This window comes from Paraeggerthella sp. (assembly GCF_048427265.1).
In the GTDB taxonomy this organism is placed as follows: domain Bacteria; phylum Actinomycetota; class Coriobacteriia; order Coriobacteriales; family Eggerthellaceae; genus Paraeggerthella; species Paraeggerthella hominis.
On record NZ_DBFOSR010000029.1, the window covers coordinates 1 to 15,338 of the forward strand.

12 protein-coding genes are annotated in these 15,338 nt (G+C 61.3%); 2 read left to right on the top strand and 10 right to left on the bottom strand.

Annotated features, from left to right (window positions below; all coding sequences use genetic code 11):
• Together ACMNI9_RS02950 and ACMNI9_RS02955 are read right to left on the bottom strand one after the other, a co-directional pair.
• The coding region (locus ACMNI9_RS02950) for a Wzz/FepE/Etk N-terminal domain-containing protein (RefSeq protein ID WP_418830788.1) at positions 1-350 on the bottom strand (350 nt) is incomplete at its 3' end.
• 32 nt (positions 351-382) lie between these two features.
• Positions 383-1,441 carry an LCP family protein gene (locus tag ACMNI9_RS02955; RefSeq protein ID WP_418830789.1) on the bottom strand — a complete coding sequence of 353 codons (1,059 nt, stop codon included), beginning with the start codon at positions 1,439-1,441 and terminating at the stop codon, positions 383-385.
• A 923-nt stretch (positions 1,442-2,364) separates the two neighbouring features.
• Between ACMNI9_RS02955 and ACMNI9_RS02960 the strand changes: the two genes are divergently transcribed.
• On the top strand, positions 2,365-3,948 hold the full coding sequence (locus ACMNI9_RS02960) for a DEAD/DEAH box helicase (RefSeq protein WP_114567120.1): 1,584 nt from the start codon (positions 2,365-2,367) through the stop codon (positions 3,946-3,948).
• A 117-nt stretch (positions 3,949-4,065) separates the two neighbouring features.
• Here ACMNI9_RS02960 and ACMNI9_RS02965 read toward each other — a convergent pair whose 3' ends face one another.
• From ACMNI9_RS02965 to ACMNI9_RS02980, 4 genes are all read right to left on the bottom strand, one after another.
• Positions 4,066-5,160 (bottom strand): helix-turn-helix transcriptional regulator, encoded by a 1,095-nt coding sequence (locus tag ACMNI9_RS02965; protein WP_418830790.1) that lies wholly within the window; start codon positions 5,158-5,160, stop codon positions 4,066-4,068.
• A 723-nt stretch (positions 5,161-5,883) separates the two neighbouring features.
• Positions 5,884-7,539 (bottom strand): ABC1 kinase family protein, encoded by a 1,656-nt coding sequence (locus ACMNI9_RS02970; protein WP_418830791.1) that lies wholly within the window; start codon positions 7,537-7,539, stop codon positions 5,884-5,886.
• 15 nt (positions 7,540-7,554) lie between these two features.
• Positions 7,555-7,938 carry a phasin family protein gene (locus ACMNI9_RS02975; protein ID WP_216529101.1) on the bottom strand — a complete coding sequence of 128 codons (384 nt, stop codon included), beginning with the start codon at positions 7,936-7,938 and terminating at the stop codon, positions 7,555-7,557.
• Between the two features lie 156 nt (positions 7,939-8,094).
• Entirely contained in the window at positions 8,095-9,117 is a 1,023-nt protein-coding gene (locus ACMNI9_RS02980) for a DMT family transporter (RefSeq protein WP_225748714.1), read from the bottom strand.
• Positions 9,118-9,355: 238 nt separating this feature from the next.
• Between ACMNI9_RS02980 and ACMNI9_RS02985 the strand changes: the two genes are divergently transcribed.
• On the top strand, positions 9,356-10,255 hold the full coding sequence (locus ACMNI9_RS02985; RefSeq protein WP_225748713.1) for a LysR family transcriptional regulator: 900 nt from the start codon (positions 9,356-9,358) through the stop codon (positions 10,253-10,255).
• Here the strand turns inward: ACMNI9_RS02985 and ACMNI9_RS02990 are convergent.
• The 4 genes from ACMNI9_RS02990 to ACMNI9_RS03005 form a co-directional block, all read right to left on the bottom strand.
• Positions 10,243-10,914, bottom strand: a complete 672-nt coding sequence (locus tag ACMNI9_RS02990; RefSeq protein ID WP_225748712.1) for an HAD family hydrolase — start codon at positions 10,912-10,914, stop codon at positions 10,243-10,245. The two genes, ACMNI9_RS02985 and ACMNI9_RS02990, sit on opposite strands and share 13 nt — an antisense overlap.
• 123 nt (positions 10,915-11,037) lie before the next feature.
• Entirely contained in the window at positions 11,038-12,777 is a 1,740-nt protein-coding gene (locus ACMNI9_RS02995; protein WP_418830794.1) for a proline--tRNA ligase, read from the bottom strand.
• Positions 12,778-12,791: 14 nt separating this feature from the next.
• On the bottom strand, positions 12,792-13,859 hold the full coding sequence (ispG, locus tag ACMNI9_RS03000; protein ID WP_216529098.1) for a flavodoxin-dependent (E)-4-hydroxy-3-methylbut-2-enyl-diphosphate synthase: 1,068 nt from the start codon (positions 13,857-13,859) through the stop codon (positions 12,792-12,794).
• 159 nt (positions 13,860-14,018) lie between these two features.
• The gene (locus ACMNI9_RS03005; RefSeq protein WP_418830792.1) at positions 14,019-15,137 is read right to left on the bottom strand and encodes a site-2 protease family protein; all 1,119 of its coding nucleotides are present in this window, start codon (positions 15,135-15,137) and stop codon (positions 14,019-14,021) included.
• Positions 15,138-15,338 lie beyond the last annotated feature (201 nt).

A 15,338-nucleotide genomic window follows, 5' to 3' on the forward strand; every position in this document is an offset into this window, starting at 1 on the left:
GATATGTCGATGACGCGCGTGGTAGTGCTCGACTCGACGGAGATCTTGTAATCCTTCAGCGACTCCATGCCAAGCGACTGAGCCGTCTTCTCCTGCACGGTGTCCGACTTCGCCAGGGTGGCAATGTCGTTGGCCATGAGCTGGCTGGCGGTCAGGTCGTTGTAGGCGGTGGTATTAGCCGTACCTTCCTTTTCCTTGGAGTTCAGGACGTACACGGACACCTTGGCCGTGTACTGGTTGTCAAGAAGGCCCCAGCTCACGCCCGCCGTTGCTACAGCAAGGACGATCGGGAGCACAATGACCAAGGCCAGGTGCTTGCGAAGCAGTTTGAACAGTTCGAGCAGTGTCATGCGTTCATCTTTCTATTATCAGCGGCGTCCCGCTACTTACCTTCAACCTTCAGCCCCACAGATTCTGGATCCTTGCCCGCATCGACGGCCTCCATCAAAGCCTTCCAACCTTCGGGATCCTCGTAGCACAGCCACAGTCCCGTATCCGGATCGATATCGCCCTTGTAGGGGCCGGTGCAGGTGTAGATGGCAGGACTTCCCGACTGAGCGAAATCCATGGCCAGGGAAATCATGGTCTGCAGCTCCATGTTGGTGGTCACGCATGCGGAAAGGCGCTGCACCAAACCGGGGATCTCTGCCGGCGGCGCCTGGAGCACGCTCTTCAGCAAAGCCATGACCATAGCGCGCACGTTGGACTGGCGTACGGCATCCTGGTCGTCGCCGTACGCGGTGCGCATGCGCGCAAGGGCGACGCATTCGTTGCCATCGAGCAGCTGGTTGCCGGCCTCGATATGGACGGCGGGCTGGTCTTTGGTGTACACCTCGTAGTCGATGGTGTACGGAACATCCACGTAGATGCCGCCCATGGAGTCGACGAACTCGGCCAAGCCGGCAAACTCGATCTCGGCATAGTAGGTGATGGGAACGCCGGTCAGTTGCTGCACGGCCGTAACCGCGCCCACGGCGCCGCCTTCGGCAAACGCCTGGTTGATCTTGGTTTTGCTGCCATTGAGCATGTAGGGCGTGTCGCGCGGCACGGACACCATGGTGATGGCATGGCTGACGGGATCGACGCGCGTCAGAACAAGCGCGTCGGAACGCTCGCCGTACGTTTCCCAGTTATCCGAACCCACCAGCAGCACGTAGAAAGGCTTCTGCTGATTGTCGGCAGGGGTCAAAACGGTATCGAGCTGGGACTTTTCTTGAGCGTCCATGGCCATATTGTTGGCAAGCGTGCTGGTGTACCAGCCCGCATACGCAGCGGTACCTCCAACGAGGACCACCAGCACAACGGCGATGATGAGCAGTGCGCGCTTGAGCTTCTTATGCTTGCGACGCTTTTTGCGGACGCGAATGATGTCGTCGTTCGAGGAAGGGTACCCGGAGGGCTGGCCGGAATGAACGCCCGCTGGATGGTAGCCGCCCTGCACCGGCCGGGTCGGGGCCCCATAAGGGCGCTGACCTCCTTGGGGCATGCCTTGGTTTGCACCCGGAACAGATGCAGCACCGTTCGCCCTACGAGACTGGTCGTAAGGGCGACCAGGCTGCTCGGGAGCACCGTGTCTGCCGGACGTCGTGCGATTGTAGTTATCACGCGGTTCCATAAAAGGTTCAGCTGTTCCGTTCTCGCTTGTCGTTAAAAGAGCGCTTTCGCGCTCTTGCCTCCCCGACGCACGCTACATTCGACAGGTTTATAGCATGAATCGGTTGATATGTATTAAGTCTCTCAACTTTTCCAATCATACTGGCAAGATGTCGCTTTAGCAACAAGAATTTGGCATATGGCAAAAAGCACCCCCCCCCCCGATTTTTTGTTTTCGCAGATCAACTACATATTTGTAAAATTATCATTTATCGTTTTGCGTAAATTTTTTTCGAGATCAACACAGCTCCTACATCCATCGAAAAACCTATCATTTCGGCAGGAAATTTTGCTTCCTTTGGCAATACGACGCTTGTGTACCGCAGACGGTAGGCAAACCACCGCGAGCGTCTTCCATGCGCCCGTCACTACTAAACGGGCAAGGCCAAACGTGCAGTCGCCAGACCCGGCTTCCGTGGAGATTCGCACACATTCAACGTGTTTCTGGGCGTTCTCTCTTCCTATATGAAGCCGCAAGGGCCATACTAGATGGTCGCTTCACACGAAATTCTTTCTCGTTTCTTTTCGCGCGTTCGCATAGTTTCGCCAAACAGATTGAGATAAGCGGCTCGGGTCAAGCGCAATGCACGCCGCAGGAGCGGGTGCGAACAGGGCAGCGCTTAGAGCCGTCCCCTTCTTGCAGGGGGAGCTGAGGGCGCATGCGAACAACCAGCGCGCATGAAGGCGCGCACGAAGAGAACGGAACAGAATATGTCCAAATTTGCCGACCTCGGCCTTTCCGAAGCTGCGCTTGCCGCAGTTGAGCGTCTGGGCTACGAGAACCCCACCCCCGTACAAGAGCAGTCCATTCCGCTGATCATGGAAGGCCGCGACCTGATTGCCGCCGCCAGCACCGGCACCGGCAAGACCGCCGCGTTCCTGCTGCCCACGCTGTCCACCCTGCCCCGCCTCAAGGGCCGCAACCGCGCGCCTCGCGTGCTGGTAGTCAGCCCCACCCGCGAGCTTGCGCAGCAGATCGCTCGCACCTGCATGCAGATCTCGCGCAAGACCGGCCACTTCGTGACCACGGTCTTCGGCGGCACGCCCTACGGCCCGCAGATCAAGGAGCTGCGCGGCGGCACCGACGTGCTCATCGCCACCCCGGGCCGCTTGAAGGACCTCATGTCGCGTGGCGTAGTGGACCTGAAGAGCGTCGAAACGCTGGTGCTTGACGAGGCCGACCGCATGCTTGACATGGGCTTTTTGCCCGACGTCACCACCATTGTGGACGCTACGCCGGAATGCCGCCAGACGCTTCTGTTCTCGGCCACCATCGATCAGTCGATCCAGAAGAACCTGGGCTCGCTTTTGAACGACCCCGCGATTGTCGAGATCGCCCGCAACGGCGAGACCGCCAAAACGGTCGAGCAGTTCATGATGCCCATCAAGAACCACGAGAAGCCCGAACTGCTGCAAGCCGTGCTGAACGAAAAGGGCTCCGAGCGCGTCATCGTGTTCGCCCGCACCAAGAACCGCACCGAGGATTGCGCCGAGGCGCTGTGCGACGCCGGCTTCCGCGCCGAGTCCATCCACTCCGACAAAAGCCAGGGCCAGCGTCGTCGCGCGCTCGAGAACTTCCGTCGCGGCAAGACGTCCATCCTGGTGGCTACCGACGTTTTGGCGCGCGGCATCGACGTGCCCGACGTGGACCACGTCATCAACTTCGACCTGCCCGACATGCCCGAGGACTACGTGCACCGCATCGGCCGCACGGGCCGCGCGGGCGAGCAGGGCTACGCCATCTCTTTCGTCACCCGCGAGTCCAGCCGCACCATGCGCGACATCGAGAAGCTGATCGGCAAGGATATCCCGCTTATGGAGCTGGAAACCTACGAGCTGAGCCTTTCCGTGCTCGAGAAGCCGAAAAAGGGCGCGGGCCAGCGCAGCGGCGGCTACAAGGGCAAGGGCGGCAAGAGCAGCGGCCGCTCCTATAACGGCAACCGCTCCTCCGCAAGCGGACGCGACGGCAACCGCGACAACAAGCGCCCCGCCGGCAAGAGCTTCGATGGGAAGCGCTCGGAAGGCAAGAGCTTTGCGGGCAAGCGCGACCAGGACAACCGTCCCGGACGCAGCAACCGCCCCGAAGGCAAGCGCAGCGAGGGACCGAAGCGCGAGGGAGGCTTCGATCGCAAGTTCGAGGGCCAGAAGCGCGAGAACGTTTCCAAGAACTACTCCAACGCGGCCAAGCGCGTCTCGAAGAAGAGCAACGCCGAGCATCAGGCGAACGAGAAGGCCAAGAAGCAGCGTAGCAAGCACAACAAGCCCGCTACGTACGACTACAGCCGCTTCGTCTAAGCCGCCCGAAACGTACAATCTACGATAAAGCGCCCCGGTTGTTAACGACCGGGGCGCTTTTACATACAGGGAAGAAATAACGGCTGAAAAAGAGGCAATCCATCCCGCACCTTCCCCCTACACGTCGATAGGGGCGCTCTGAGCAGCGGCTTTGCGACGCTTGCGATCGCGCCACCAATGGGAAAGGCTGAACACAAGCCACTCCACCAACGGGATGGTCAGAAACGCCACCCAAGCCGGATGCGGCTGGCTCAAGACGAACGCCATGTAGAAAAACCAAGCCGTCACTCCCAGCGGATACGCTCCGGCAATAAGCGGAGCGATGCGCCGACGCCCCACAGCATGGCCCACCATATAGTACAGCGGCACGGTGAAGAACAGGAACAAGCCCATCCCCCATTGCCCGTTCATAATGCCGATCAGCAGGTACGCCAGAATAACCACGAACGGATAGGGAAACTTCAGCCACGACCGCTCGAACTCGCGCAGATAATGCTTGCGAACCGGGATGCTCTTCCCCACCTCGTCACCGTACTTCGCGCGGGCATCGTCAAGCGTCTCGAAGCGCTCGCCCTGCACGGTGTAGCCGCACGGATCGTCCCACCGGCCACTGCCCCGATGGCCGTACTTGGCGTGAGCGTCGTGCCAGCTATCGAACTGCTCGCCGTTGATGACCACGTTATCGCCGTCGATGAAGACCTCGTCGTCATCCGGGCCGTTCTTAGGGCTTTTCACATGCACGCCGTTCCACCCGACATGCACCTCTTCGCCCTTCTCTCCATCGATTACGTGAATTCCTTCGCGCCAGGAAATATGAACTTTCTCCGCGCCGTCCTCCACGTGGATGCCCCCGACGCCTATGCGCACTTTGGAAGGGTTCTCCGTATTCGGGACCTCGTCGTCCGCAGGCGCTTCCTTCGCACTGGGCTCATCGCGATTCTCGCAGGCCGTCGCCTCGCGCTCGGAAGCCCGGTCGGCCGCCTCGAATATCACGTCATCTTGCATGCCTTCGTCCACGTACAGCAAATCGTCCAGCGACACCCCGTACAACTGCGCGAGCGCGATCAGGTTATCGGTGTCGGGGGAAGACTCGGACCGCTCCCATTTCGACACGGCCTGACGCGACACGCCCAGCCTCTCGGCCAAAGCCTCCTGAGACAACCCGGCTTGTTTGCGACGCTCGGCCAGACGCTGCGCGATCTCTACGTTCATCGTGCTCCCTTTCTCGTTTCGCTCATCATAGCGTATTGAAAAGAGTACGGTTGCAACGCTTCGAGCGCGACCAATTTCAGTTGGAATCTTGCGCAACTTTTGGTTGCGCTCTCGGGAGCAACGCAGGTCGCACAATCGCAAGCTGCGGTTTCACGCTCGCACTGCCCATTCGCGCGTTCGCACCGAATGCAAACGCACACCATGCGGAAACCGTCGACACAGGCGTTTCCACAGGGCGTTGAACAAGGCTCCTTACCACGAGCGATCCATCTGAAACCCGCCGCGAAGCGAACGCCCGGCCGCGTGGTCGCAGGGCCCACCGGGCGCTCGGGCAAACGATCGCGCCAAACGCGATCTTGCGCACGAAAAACCGCCCTCGCTGGCAGGTTCTTGCAGTTTGAGGTCGTTTGATCGCCCGTGAAGAGCGCTCGCGAAAGTGCAGCGCGCCAAGCCGAAGCTGTGAGCAGGAAAAACGAAAATCGGGTTGAGCGCCAACAAGAGCAGCACTCGACTCGACGACCTCAAACCGTCAAAAGCTGCCAGCGGGAGCGGTTTTTCGTGCGTAAGCCCGACCCCTCCGTTGGATAGCGTCTTCGCAGCGGAAGCCAGGGGCCTCCCTCCCGCATCGCGCGGCCGCGCTGCGAGACCGCTGAACCCGCGAACGCCCGCCCACACCGCGAGACCCATCGGCCCATCCGGTCGCGCATCCCTCGGCGAAAAGCCTCAAACTCTACGGCGTCGAATGTCGACGATCACCCAGATAGACAAAATGGCAGCACCCAGATAGCCGAAGAACGCCAGGACGGGCACGCCCAGAAGCCGGGGCTCCATTGTGGACAGCGACAGCATGGACGAGCCGATGAACAACCCGGCGATGATGATTCCCATGGTCAAGCGGTTGATGATCTTGGCCAGCTTGGACAGCGGCGCTTCGGATCCAAGCACCTCCATGTTCATCTTCAGCTGCCCGCGCGTGAGCATCTTGAGCGCTTCACCTGAGTACTGGGCCGCGCCGAGCGCGCCGTTCGCGGACGAGCGCAGCGCAAGCACCAGATCCTCGACGGCCGAGATCAGCTTGTCTTGCGGATCCTTCGATCGTTGAATATGCGCGTTGATGATGCCGACGACGCTTTCATTGGGAATGAACGGCGCAATGGTTCCTTCCAACGTCACGATGCCGCGCGACACGCTGGTGATAGAGGACGGCAGCGTGACCTTGCAAGAACGCGTGAGCATAAGGATATCGGCAAGAAACTCGCCAATGTCGATATCGGCCACATCGCATGACCCGTAGTCTCTCAGCAGCAAATCGAGGTCGGCCAGGAAACGCGTATGGTCGATCACCCCGTTGTCCTTCGAGGCGGCGAACGACATGAGAGCATCTTTAAGCTCCGCGGAATCCTGCATGCCCACCGCTTCTATGATGCTGCCGAAGCCCGCACGGTCGCGCGGCGACAGGCGACCCATGTTGCCCAGGTCGATATACACCACTTTGCCATTGCGGATAAGCAGGTTGCCCGGATGCGGGTCGGCATGGAAAAACCCGTGATCGAGAATCTGGGTGGCATAGTTGTCGAGGATCTTCTCGCCGATCTCTTCAAGCTGATACCCAGCGGCGTGCAACCGGTCGACCGCCAAGATGGGAATGCCGTCGATATATTCCATGACCAGCACGTATTCGCTGCAAAGCTCCGGGTACACCCGAGGGCTGTCGACGAACGCCACGTTCGCGTTCAAGCGCGCGAACTCTTCAAGGTTCGCCGCCTCACGCTGGAAGTCGGTTTCCTCAAGAAACGTGGCCCACAGCTCCTCGACCACGTCGCGCAGATCGAGCATCTGCTCGTCTTTCATGAAGCGAGACGCCTGGCGCGCCATCGTGCGCATGATGTCGATATCCTGCGCCATCGTGGCCTTCACGCCCGGCCGCTGTATCTTGATGGCCACGACGTCCCCCGTCGCAAGGCGAGCTTTGTGCACCTGCGCAAGCGACGCGCTGCCAAGCGGCGTGGGGTCGATGGCGTCGAACAAATCCCCTTGCGCATCGCCGTACATGTCATTGAGCGCAGCGAGTATCTGGTCGAACGGCAGAGGGTCGCACTCCATCTGCAGCTTTGCAAGCTCGTCGCAGTAAGCCTTCGGAAGAATCTCCGAGCGCGTGGAAAGGGTCTGCCCGATTTTGACGAAGCTCGGGCCCAGATCTTCCAGCATGGCTCGGAAGCCTTCGGGCGTGAAGCCGTGCAGCACGCGATGCTTCTGAAGGATCGAATATATCTCCTTCAGCCGGCGCGCCCTCGTCTTCCGGTTGAGATTGAAGCGCCCTTCCGGATCGATGTCCGCGCCGGTGCTGAAGAAGTGCTTGAGTACGGTGTTGTCGATCATGCGTTCATTCGCACGCTATGCGCCGGAAACCTGCTGGTCAGCACGCTCTTCGCTCTTGGCAGGATCGTCCACCTCGACGCAAGACGCATCGCCCACTTCGACGTCGGCCGGCTTGGAATCCGCCTTCGCAGCGAACTCCGCGGCTTTGGCGGCGAACTCGGCTCGCTCTTCGGGCGTCATAGCGACCATGCGCGCCTCGAGCATGTCGTAGCGCATGGCGGACACGGCGTCCTCGGCCTTGTGCTTGAGCTCGGTGTTGATCTCTTTGCCTTGATCAACCGTGAGTTCGCCCTTTGCGATCAACTGATCGACAAGCTCCTTGGTCTTCTCCCCGGTAATAGCCATAGCGCCGATACCGGCCAAGAAAATGTCTTTGAATCCGTCGCTGAGGTTAGCCATGGATGCCTCCTTCGCCTGCGATTCGCCGGGCAATCGAAAACCCAGCCTTTGCAATCATGATGCACTAAATCGGCGAAAAGGGCAATGCGCGCAAGGAAACCGTCATGTGAATGCAAATGCAGAGAAGCGAAGCCCCGAACTGAATGCGAACCGCCGCTATGCAGCGTTCTCGCGGGCGAGCGCCAGTTGGTCGGGCAGCGCCGCGTGCGAGGCTTCCGCCCCAAGAGCCGCCACGCGTGCGGAAGCCACGCCCTCGAGCGCGCCTCGCGCAGCCAGCGCATGCTCGCGCGCGCCGGAGGCTTGACGGCCCTCTACGTACGTGGCGGCCATCACGGCGCACACGATAACGACGGCCCCGGCAAAACCGGCAGCGGAAAGCACCTCGCCAAGCAGGACGAACGAAAACACGGCGGTAAACACGGGCTCTCCCGTCAAAAGCAGCGACACCGACGACGACGGCAGCGCCGTCAACGCCAAGTTCTGCAGCAAAAACGTCAGGCACGTAGAAAGCAGGGCCAAAAACGCGATAGTGCCCCACGCGATCGGCTGCACGGCAGCCAGATTAACCGGCGCTTCGAACGCGAGCGCGCAAACCAGGGACACGACGAACGACATGGCTATTTGCGTGCCGGCCACGGCAACCGCGTCAAGCTCGGCCAACCCCCGCTCGCCGAACACGAGCGCCCCCGCCAACGCAACGGAGGACAGAAGCCCCAGGACCTCGCCCCATCCGAAAGTCAGAGCCCCGCCGTTGTTGCACAGCAGATACAGCCCCACGACGACGGCAACTTGAAACGGGATGAAGGCCAGAGGGTACCGGCGCCGATTCACCACTGAAAAGAGCAGCGGCGCGAACACCACGGGCAAAGCAACCAGAAAGCCCACGTTGGTGGCCGTGGTCAAATCGAGCGCCACGTTGCAGGTGAGGTACGCAAGCGCCATGCATACGGCCGAAGGCACCCAAACGCGCAAGCGCACGCCCTTGACCTGGCGCACGATACGCGGACCGAAGAACAGCGCGAACACGAGCAGCGCCAAGCCGAAGCGAATGGCCAGGCACCACAGCGGCGTGATGCTGTCGTACGCCATCTTCGTGATGGCGTTGCCCGACCCGAAGATAACGGTCTGCAAAACGACAAGAGCCACGTAAGGCCAACGCTTGATCGAACGATTCGCCACAACTCCTCCTTCCACGTGCGCGACGGTGCGACAGACAGCGTACGAAATAAAAGACTTCTATCAAGAAGCCTTGCACGACTACGATTGAATTTCCGACATACTACGGGTTCGGCTATAAAAAGTAAAACGAGACTATCTTTTCAAAAATTAAAGTAATTCTTGTAAAGCCATGTCATACCCCTTGTTCGTTTGCGCAATAAACGCGAGAATCACGATATCGACGCGAAAGGCGAACGGTATGGGCAATCAGAAATACGAGGCGCTTCTCAAAGTAGCCGAAACGGGCAGCTTCAAACAGGCGGCGCACGACCTTGGATACACCCAAGCCGGCATAAGCTACCTTGTAAACTCGCTCGAACGAGATCTGGGCGTCACCTTGCTGGTAAGGGAGTACGGCGGCACGCGCCTCACGGCGGAGGGCCAGGACCTGCTGCCCTGGATGCAAAACGTCTGCAACAGCGAACGACAGCTGGAAGCGCGTTTGGCCGAACTCAAGCATCTGGAAAGCGGCATCGTCCGCGTAGCGGCTTTCACCAGCACGGCAACCCAGTGGTTTCCAGGCATAGCGAAAACGTTTCTGGCCCAGCATCCCGGCATCGACCTCCAGCTCATCTGCATGGACGACGAGGATGCGCTGGAAGAAGCCGTATATCGCGGCGACGCCGACTGCGGCTTTTTCGTCTATCCCATCAAAATGGAAATGGATTCCCTGCCCCTGCGCCACGATCCCCTGCTCGTGGCGCTTCCCCCGGATCATCCGCTGGCCGACGCGCCGCGTTTCCCCACACGCTCCCTTGCAGGCGAGCCCTACATACGGCTGCTCAGCGGAACGTCGTCGGAGATGGAAGCGCTCTTCCGCAACAACGGCGTGGAAGCCAACGTGCGCTTCACCGTCGACAGCGACTATGCGGTGATGAGTATGGTGAGCGCAGGGCTGGGGTTCAGCGTGCTGCCCGACCTCATCCTGCGCAACGCTCCCTTCCCCATAGCCGTGGTGCCTCCCGAAGTGGAAACGAGTCGCGAAATCGGCATCGCCGTCCGCTCGATGAAAACAACCTCGGCCGCGACAAAAGCGTTCTTGGACGTTACCGAGCAATGGGTGGCTAAAACGTACGGCCAGCCGAATCAGACTCGGTAGGAAGAGGAACCGATCCCGAGCAACGGGGGAACGTCCGAGCAGCGCCCGCACACGTACGTAGGGCTTTCGCCAAGCAGCATGCCCCGCGAGAACATGCCCCAGAGCGCTGCCGCCGTCGCGCATCCCGCGGCGTTGCCCGCCTGCATGTCGAAGGGGCTATCGCCCACGTACAGGCACGCTTCGGGACGAAGGTCGAGCAGCCGACACCCGTGGGCAACGGGACCGGGGCTCGGCTTGTGCTCCGGCCAGTCGTCGGATCCCACCACGAAATCGAAGTAGCCTGCCAGGTTGAAGCAATCGAGGCCGCGCATCGCCGGATCGTGCCGCTTCGAAGTGACCACGCCAAGCGGGACTCCTTCGTCTTTCAGGCGGTTCAGCATGTCGATCGTATCGGGAAAGAGCCTGATGAGGTCGTCGTGGATCACGGCGTTGTGCTCCCGGTACACGCGGCACAGCTCCTCGTGCACGGAATCGTCGTCCGTGAAATCCCGCATCTGCGTGTTGAGCGGCTGCCCCACCTTGGCCATAAGCGCCTCATCGGGAACGACTTCGCCCAGCACCGTGCGCGTGGCATAGCGAAACGTGGCCAGCAAAAGATCGTACGTATCGAGCAACGTACCGTCGAGATCGAACAGAACTGCCTGGATGTCGCGTTGCACAACGTCCCTCTTCCTCAATGGACGAGCGCGCAAGCAATGTCCCGGGTAAAACGGACGAGGCAAGGGAAGCGTGCCCCCTTGCCTCGTCTCGACCTACCCTATCCTTGGACCTGCGCGCGTCTTTTATTCGAACAAGCTGCCGAAGAGCGAAACCTCGGAGCCCCACACTTTCGAGTTGCGCTGCGCGAACGCAAGCGCGTCGGTCAGCGCGGTCAAGGGGATGTCGCGGCGCGCACCGGTGCTACGGCGCTTGATCTCCACCTTCTGCTCCGCCAGGCCGCGCTTGCCCACGATGATCTGCAGCGGCCAGCCGATCAGGTCCGCGTCGGCGAACTTCACGCCCGCGCGCTCCTTGCGATCGTCGATAGCCACCTCAAGGCCCATCCGCGACAGGTCGGCCGCCAGCTTCTCGGCCGCAGGCTGCACCTCGTCATCGCCCACCGTCAGCGGAATGACGCACACATGAGCAGGGGCGACGGTCAGCGGCCAGCTGATGCCGTTCTCGTCGTTGTGCTGCTCGACAATGGCGGCCATGGTGCGTGAAACGCCCACGCCGTAGCAGCCCATGAGGAAGGGCTGCTCGGAGCCGTCCTCCGTCATGAAGGTGGCGCCCATGGAGCGCGAGTACTTGTCGCCTAGCTGGAACACCTGGGAAACCTCGATGCCGCGCGCACCCTCCAACGGAAGCCCGCAGGTCGGGCAGCTGTCGCCGGGACGCACGATGCACAGGTCGGCCCATTCGTCCACCTTGAAGTCAACGCCCAGCTGCGCTCCCACGTAGTGATAGCCGTCCTCGTTCGCTCCCACGACCCACTTCGGTACCGCCTGCAAGCTGCGCGCGGCGATCACGTACGCATCCTCGGGCAGACCCACCGGGCCCATCGAACCCTTGTGCAAGCCGAAGGACTCCATGTCCTCGTCGGTCAGCAGCGTGAACCCGCCAGCCGCACGGGCAGCCTTGATCTCGTTGAGCTCGTGATCGCCGGGCACGAACATGACCACCAGCTTGCCCTCGTCGTTCTTGCCGGAAAGCGCCTTCACCGTCGAGGACTCGGGAATGTCCAGGAACGCAGCCAGCTCGGCGATGGTGTGGACGTCGGGCGTCGCAACCTTTTCCATGGCCGGAACGTCGTAGACGGTCGGGCGAGCCAGGCAGTCGCCGGCTTCGGTGTTCGCGGCGTACCCGCACGAGCAATGAACGAGTTCCGCTTCGCCAGCCTCGGCAAGCGCCATGAACTCGCAAGTCACGCTGCCGCCGATCTGACCCGGATCGGCCTCGACCGGACGGTAGTCAAGGCCCATGCGATCGCAGATGCGGCCGTACGCCTCGCTCATCTCGTCATACGTTTGCTGCAGCGATTCCTGGTCGGCATGGAAGCTGTACGCGTCCTTCATGATGAACTCGCGGCTGCGCAGAAGGCCGAAGCGCGGGCGGATCTCGTCGCGGAACTTCACCTGGATCTGGTACAGCGAAAGGGGCAGCTGCTTGTACGAGCGCAGCTCGTTGCGCACCAGCGCGGTGAGCAGCTCTTCATGGGTGGGCCCCAAGCAGAATTCATGGTCGTGGCGATCCTTCAGGCGCATGAGCTCGGGGCCGTAATCGTTCCAACGGCCGGACTCGTGCCAAAGCTCCGCCGGCTGCAGCGCGGGCATCATGATCTCCTGAGCGCCGATAGCGTCCATCTCCTCGCGGACGATGCCCTCCACCTTGGACAGGACGCGCTTGCCCAGCGGCAGGAACGTGTACACGCCCGACGCCGTTTTGCGAATGAAGCCAGCGCGCAGCAGCAGTTTATGGCTGGCGATCTCCGCATCGGTGGGATCTTCCTTGAGCGTGGGGGCGTAGAGCTGGCTCATACGCATGATGTTCGAATTCGTCATAGCTTTCCAATCTCCTCCATCAAAGCGTCCACGATGGCTTCTTCCTCCACCTTGCGGACGACCTTTCCCTGTAAAAACACCACGCCCGACCCCTTGCCGCACGCAACGCCGATATCGGCGTCGGCAGCTTCGCCGGGTCCGTTCACCACGCATCCCATGACCGCTACCTTGAGCGGCTTGTCCAGCCCCGCGATGCGATCCTCAACCTGCCGCGCCATGCCGATAAGGTCGACCTGGCAGCGACCGCACGTCGGGCAGCTGATGAGCTCGGGGGCGCGACGGCGCAGGTCGAGCGCCGCAAGCAGCGTCCAACATGCGCGAATTTCCTGCACGGGATCGTCGGTAAGCGAGATGCGCAGCGTGTCGCCGATCCCCTCTTCAAGAAGAATCCCCAGGCCGCACGCGCTCTTGATGACGCCTTGGAACGTGGTGCCTGCCTCCGTGACGCCAATGTGCAGCGCAACGCCCGGAAGCTTTTCGCTGAGCAGGCGGTACGTGCGCACCGTGGTCATCACGTCGTGAGCCTTCGCGCTTACCACCAGGTCCCGAAAGCCGCGGCTTTCACAGTAGCGCGCGTAGTCGACGGCCGAAAGCGCCAGCTTCTCCGGCTGCGAAAGATCCTCGCGGGCCGCAATGGCATCGTCAAGCGAACCGGCGTTCACGCCGATGCGAATGGGAATACCCGCCTCGCCTGCAGCGTCGAGCACGGCATCGGTCTTGGCCAGCCCGCCGATATTGCCGGGGTTGATGCGCAGCTTCGCCGCGCCGCGTCGCGCCGCCTCGACCGCGATGCCCGCGTCGAAGTGAATGTCGGCCACCACGGGCAGCGGAGATTCCTCGCACACGGCCTGGAATGCGTCAAGGCAAGCGCGCCGGGGAATGGCCATGCGCACGACCTCGCACCCCGCGTCGGCCAGCGCTCGGATCTGGGCCAGGTTCGCAGCCACGTCGTCGGCCGGCGCGTTGAGCATCGACTGCACGACAACGGGCGCGCCGCCGCCCAGCGGCACGTCGCCGACCATCACCCGACGGGTGCGTTCGTTCGGTTTGGCGTCGATCGCCATCGTTTCTCCGTTTCTGATCCCCGCCGATCGCGAACGCGATGCGGCAGAACCGCGCCCGGCTCCAAAGGGCACAGGGCGCACGAGTGCATTGCAGGTTATTCTACCGCTGATTGACCGCTCGGCGAAGCAAATGCACAGGGATTTCGCGGAGCGCGTGCTTTACGCGCCGAAGCCGACGCCCGATATGATCCTTTGGATGTCTTGATTCGCCATCACCAAGAAGAAGCACACGAACAGCGCCATGCCCGCCATCGAAAGGTAGTTGAGGGCCTTCATGGACACCGTGCGACGCGCAAGCTTCTGGAACAGCTCGATGACCAAACGGCCTCCGTCAAGCGGCGGGATGGGCAGCAGGTTCATGATGCCGAGCGACACCGAAATAGCCGCAAAGAATTGGAGGATGTTGACCAGACCCCCCTCGAACGCGTCTTTCGACATGACCGCGATGCCGATAACGGACGAGGAATTGGACATGGTTTCGGCCGCAGTCGCCGGATTGAACAGGCCCGCGATCAGCTGGATCACCATGCCGATGTACGAAAATCCCATCTGGATAGCCTGAATCGGCCCCACGACGACATGCTGCAGAACGCCCGTGGTGGGGTTTTGCATGTCGATCCCGATCACCGAGAACAAGACGATGAACAGCAGCACGGCGAACAACAGGTTCACGGCAACGCCCGCTACCAGAATGATCGCGCGCTTCCAAAACGGCAGGCTGCGATACTGCTGCCGGTACTCGGATTCGAAGAACGCATGCGGATCCGAAACCGGACGCGCTTCGCCGAGCGCCCCCGCAACCGGTTCGGGAAGGCCGGCGGCGCGGGCGGCCTTGATCTGCTTCTTGGATGGGACGTACTCCGGCGTTCGATACGTGTTGTACTGGTCCTTCTTCGAGGGGCCCACGATAGACCCCCACTCCGTCAGCTCTTCGAGCGCTTCGTAGGCCTCGTCGTCGGTAATGCCGCAGTCCGCAGCAATGTCCTCCATGTTGGCGGTGCCGCGCTGGTACAGGGCGGCCAGAACCTGCTCCAGATGAGGGCTCATCTCGCCCGGCTCCATGCCGCACACCTTTGCGTATCCGCCCAGGAGAATGGGCGTGACGCCGAACTTCGTGCCCCATTTGGTGAAACCGATGCTGGGGCCAGGCAAGCCCAGCATGAACTCGGTCACGCGCACGCCGAACGCGCGCGCCGCCAGGTAATGGCCGCCCTCGTGAATGAACACGAGAAAGCCCAGCACCAGCGTGGCGTACACGATCATGAGGATTACGTCCATATACACAGCTCCTATGCGCTAACGGCCTCGCTCCTGCAGCATGCAGCGCTGCATCCGAGAGCCGGCAATGTGTCATGCCCCAGTATAAAGTGAAACCGCGAAGGAACCATTTTCAAACGAGAAACCCACGAACCTGCCGCGAAATCTTCGCGAGCAAACCCGACGCCAGTACGCCGCATTGCTCCCACGGCAGCGTTCGCG

What these genes read in the sequence shown, in the direction of transcription:
- ACMNI9_RS02960 (WP_114567120.1), top strand. Translation starts at nt 2,365, where the DNA reads ATGTCCAAATTTGCCGACCTCGGCCTTTCCGAAGCTGCGCTTGCCGCA.
- ACMNI9_RS02965 (WP_418830790.1), bottom strand. Translation starts at nt 5,160, where the DNA reads ATGAACGTAGAGATCGCGCAGCGTCTGGCCGAGCGTCGCAAACAAGCC.
- ACMNI9_RS02970 (WP_418830791.1), bottom strand. Translation starts at nt 7,539, where the DNA reads ATGATCGACAACACCGTACTCAAGCACTTCTTCAGCACCGGCGCGGAC.
- ACMNI9_RS02975 (WP_216529101.1), bottom strand. Translation starts at nt 7,938, where the DNA reads ATGGCTAACCTCAGCGACGGATTCAAAGACATTTTCTTGGCCGGTATC.
- ACMNI9_RS02985 (WP_225748713.1), top strand. Translation starts at nt 9,356, where the DNA reads ATGGGCAATCAGAAATACGAGGCGCTTCTCAAAGTAGCCGAAACGGGC.
- ACMNI9_RS02995 (WP_418830794.1), bottom strand. Translation starts at nt 12,777, where the DNA reads ATGCGTATGAGCCAGCTCTACGCCCCCACGCTCAAGGAAGATCCCACC.
- ispG (WP_216529098.1), bottom strand. Translation starts at nt 13,859, where the DNA reads ATGGCGATCGACGCCAAACCGAACGAACGCACCCGTCGGGTGATGGTC.
- ACMNI9_RS03005 (WP_418830792.1), bottom strand. Translation starts at nt 15,137, where the DNA reads ATGGACGTAATCCTCATGATCGTGTACGCCACGCTGGTGCTGGGCTTT.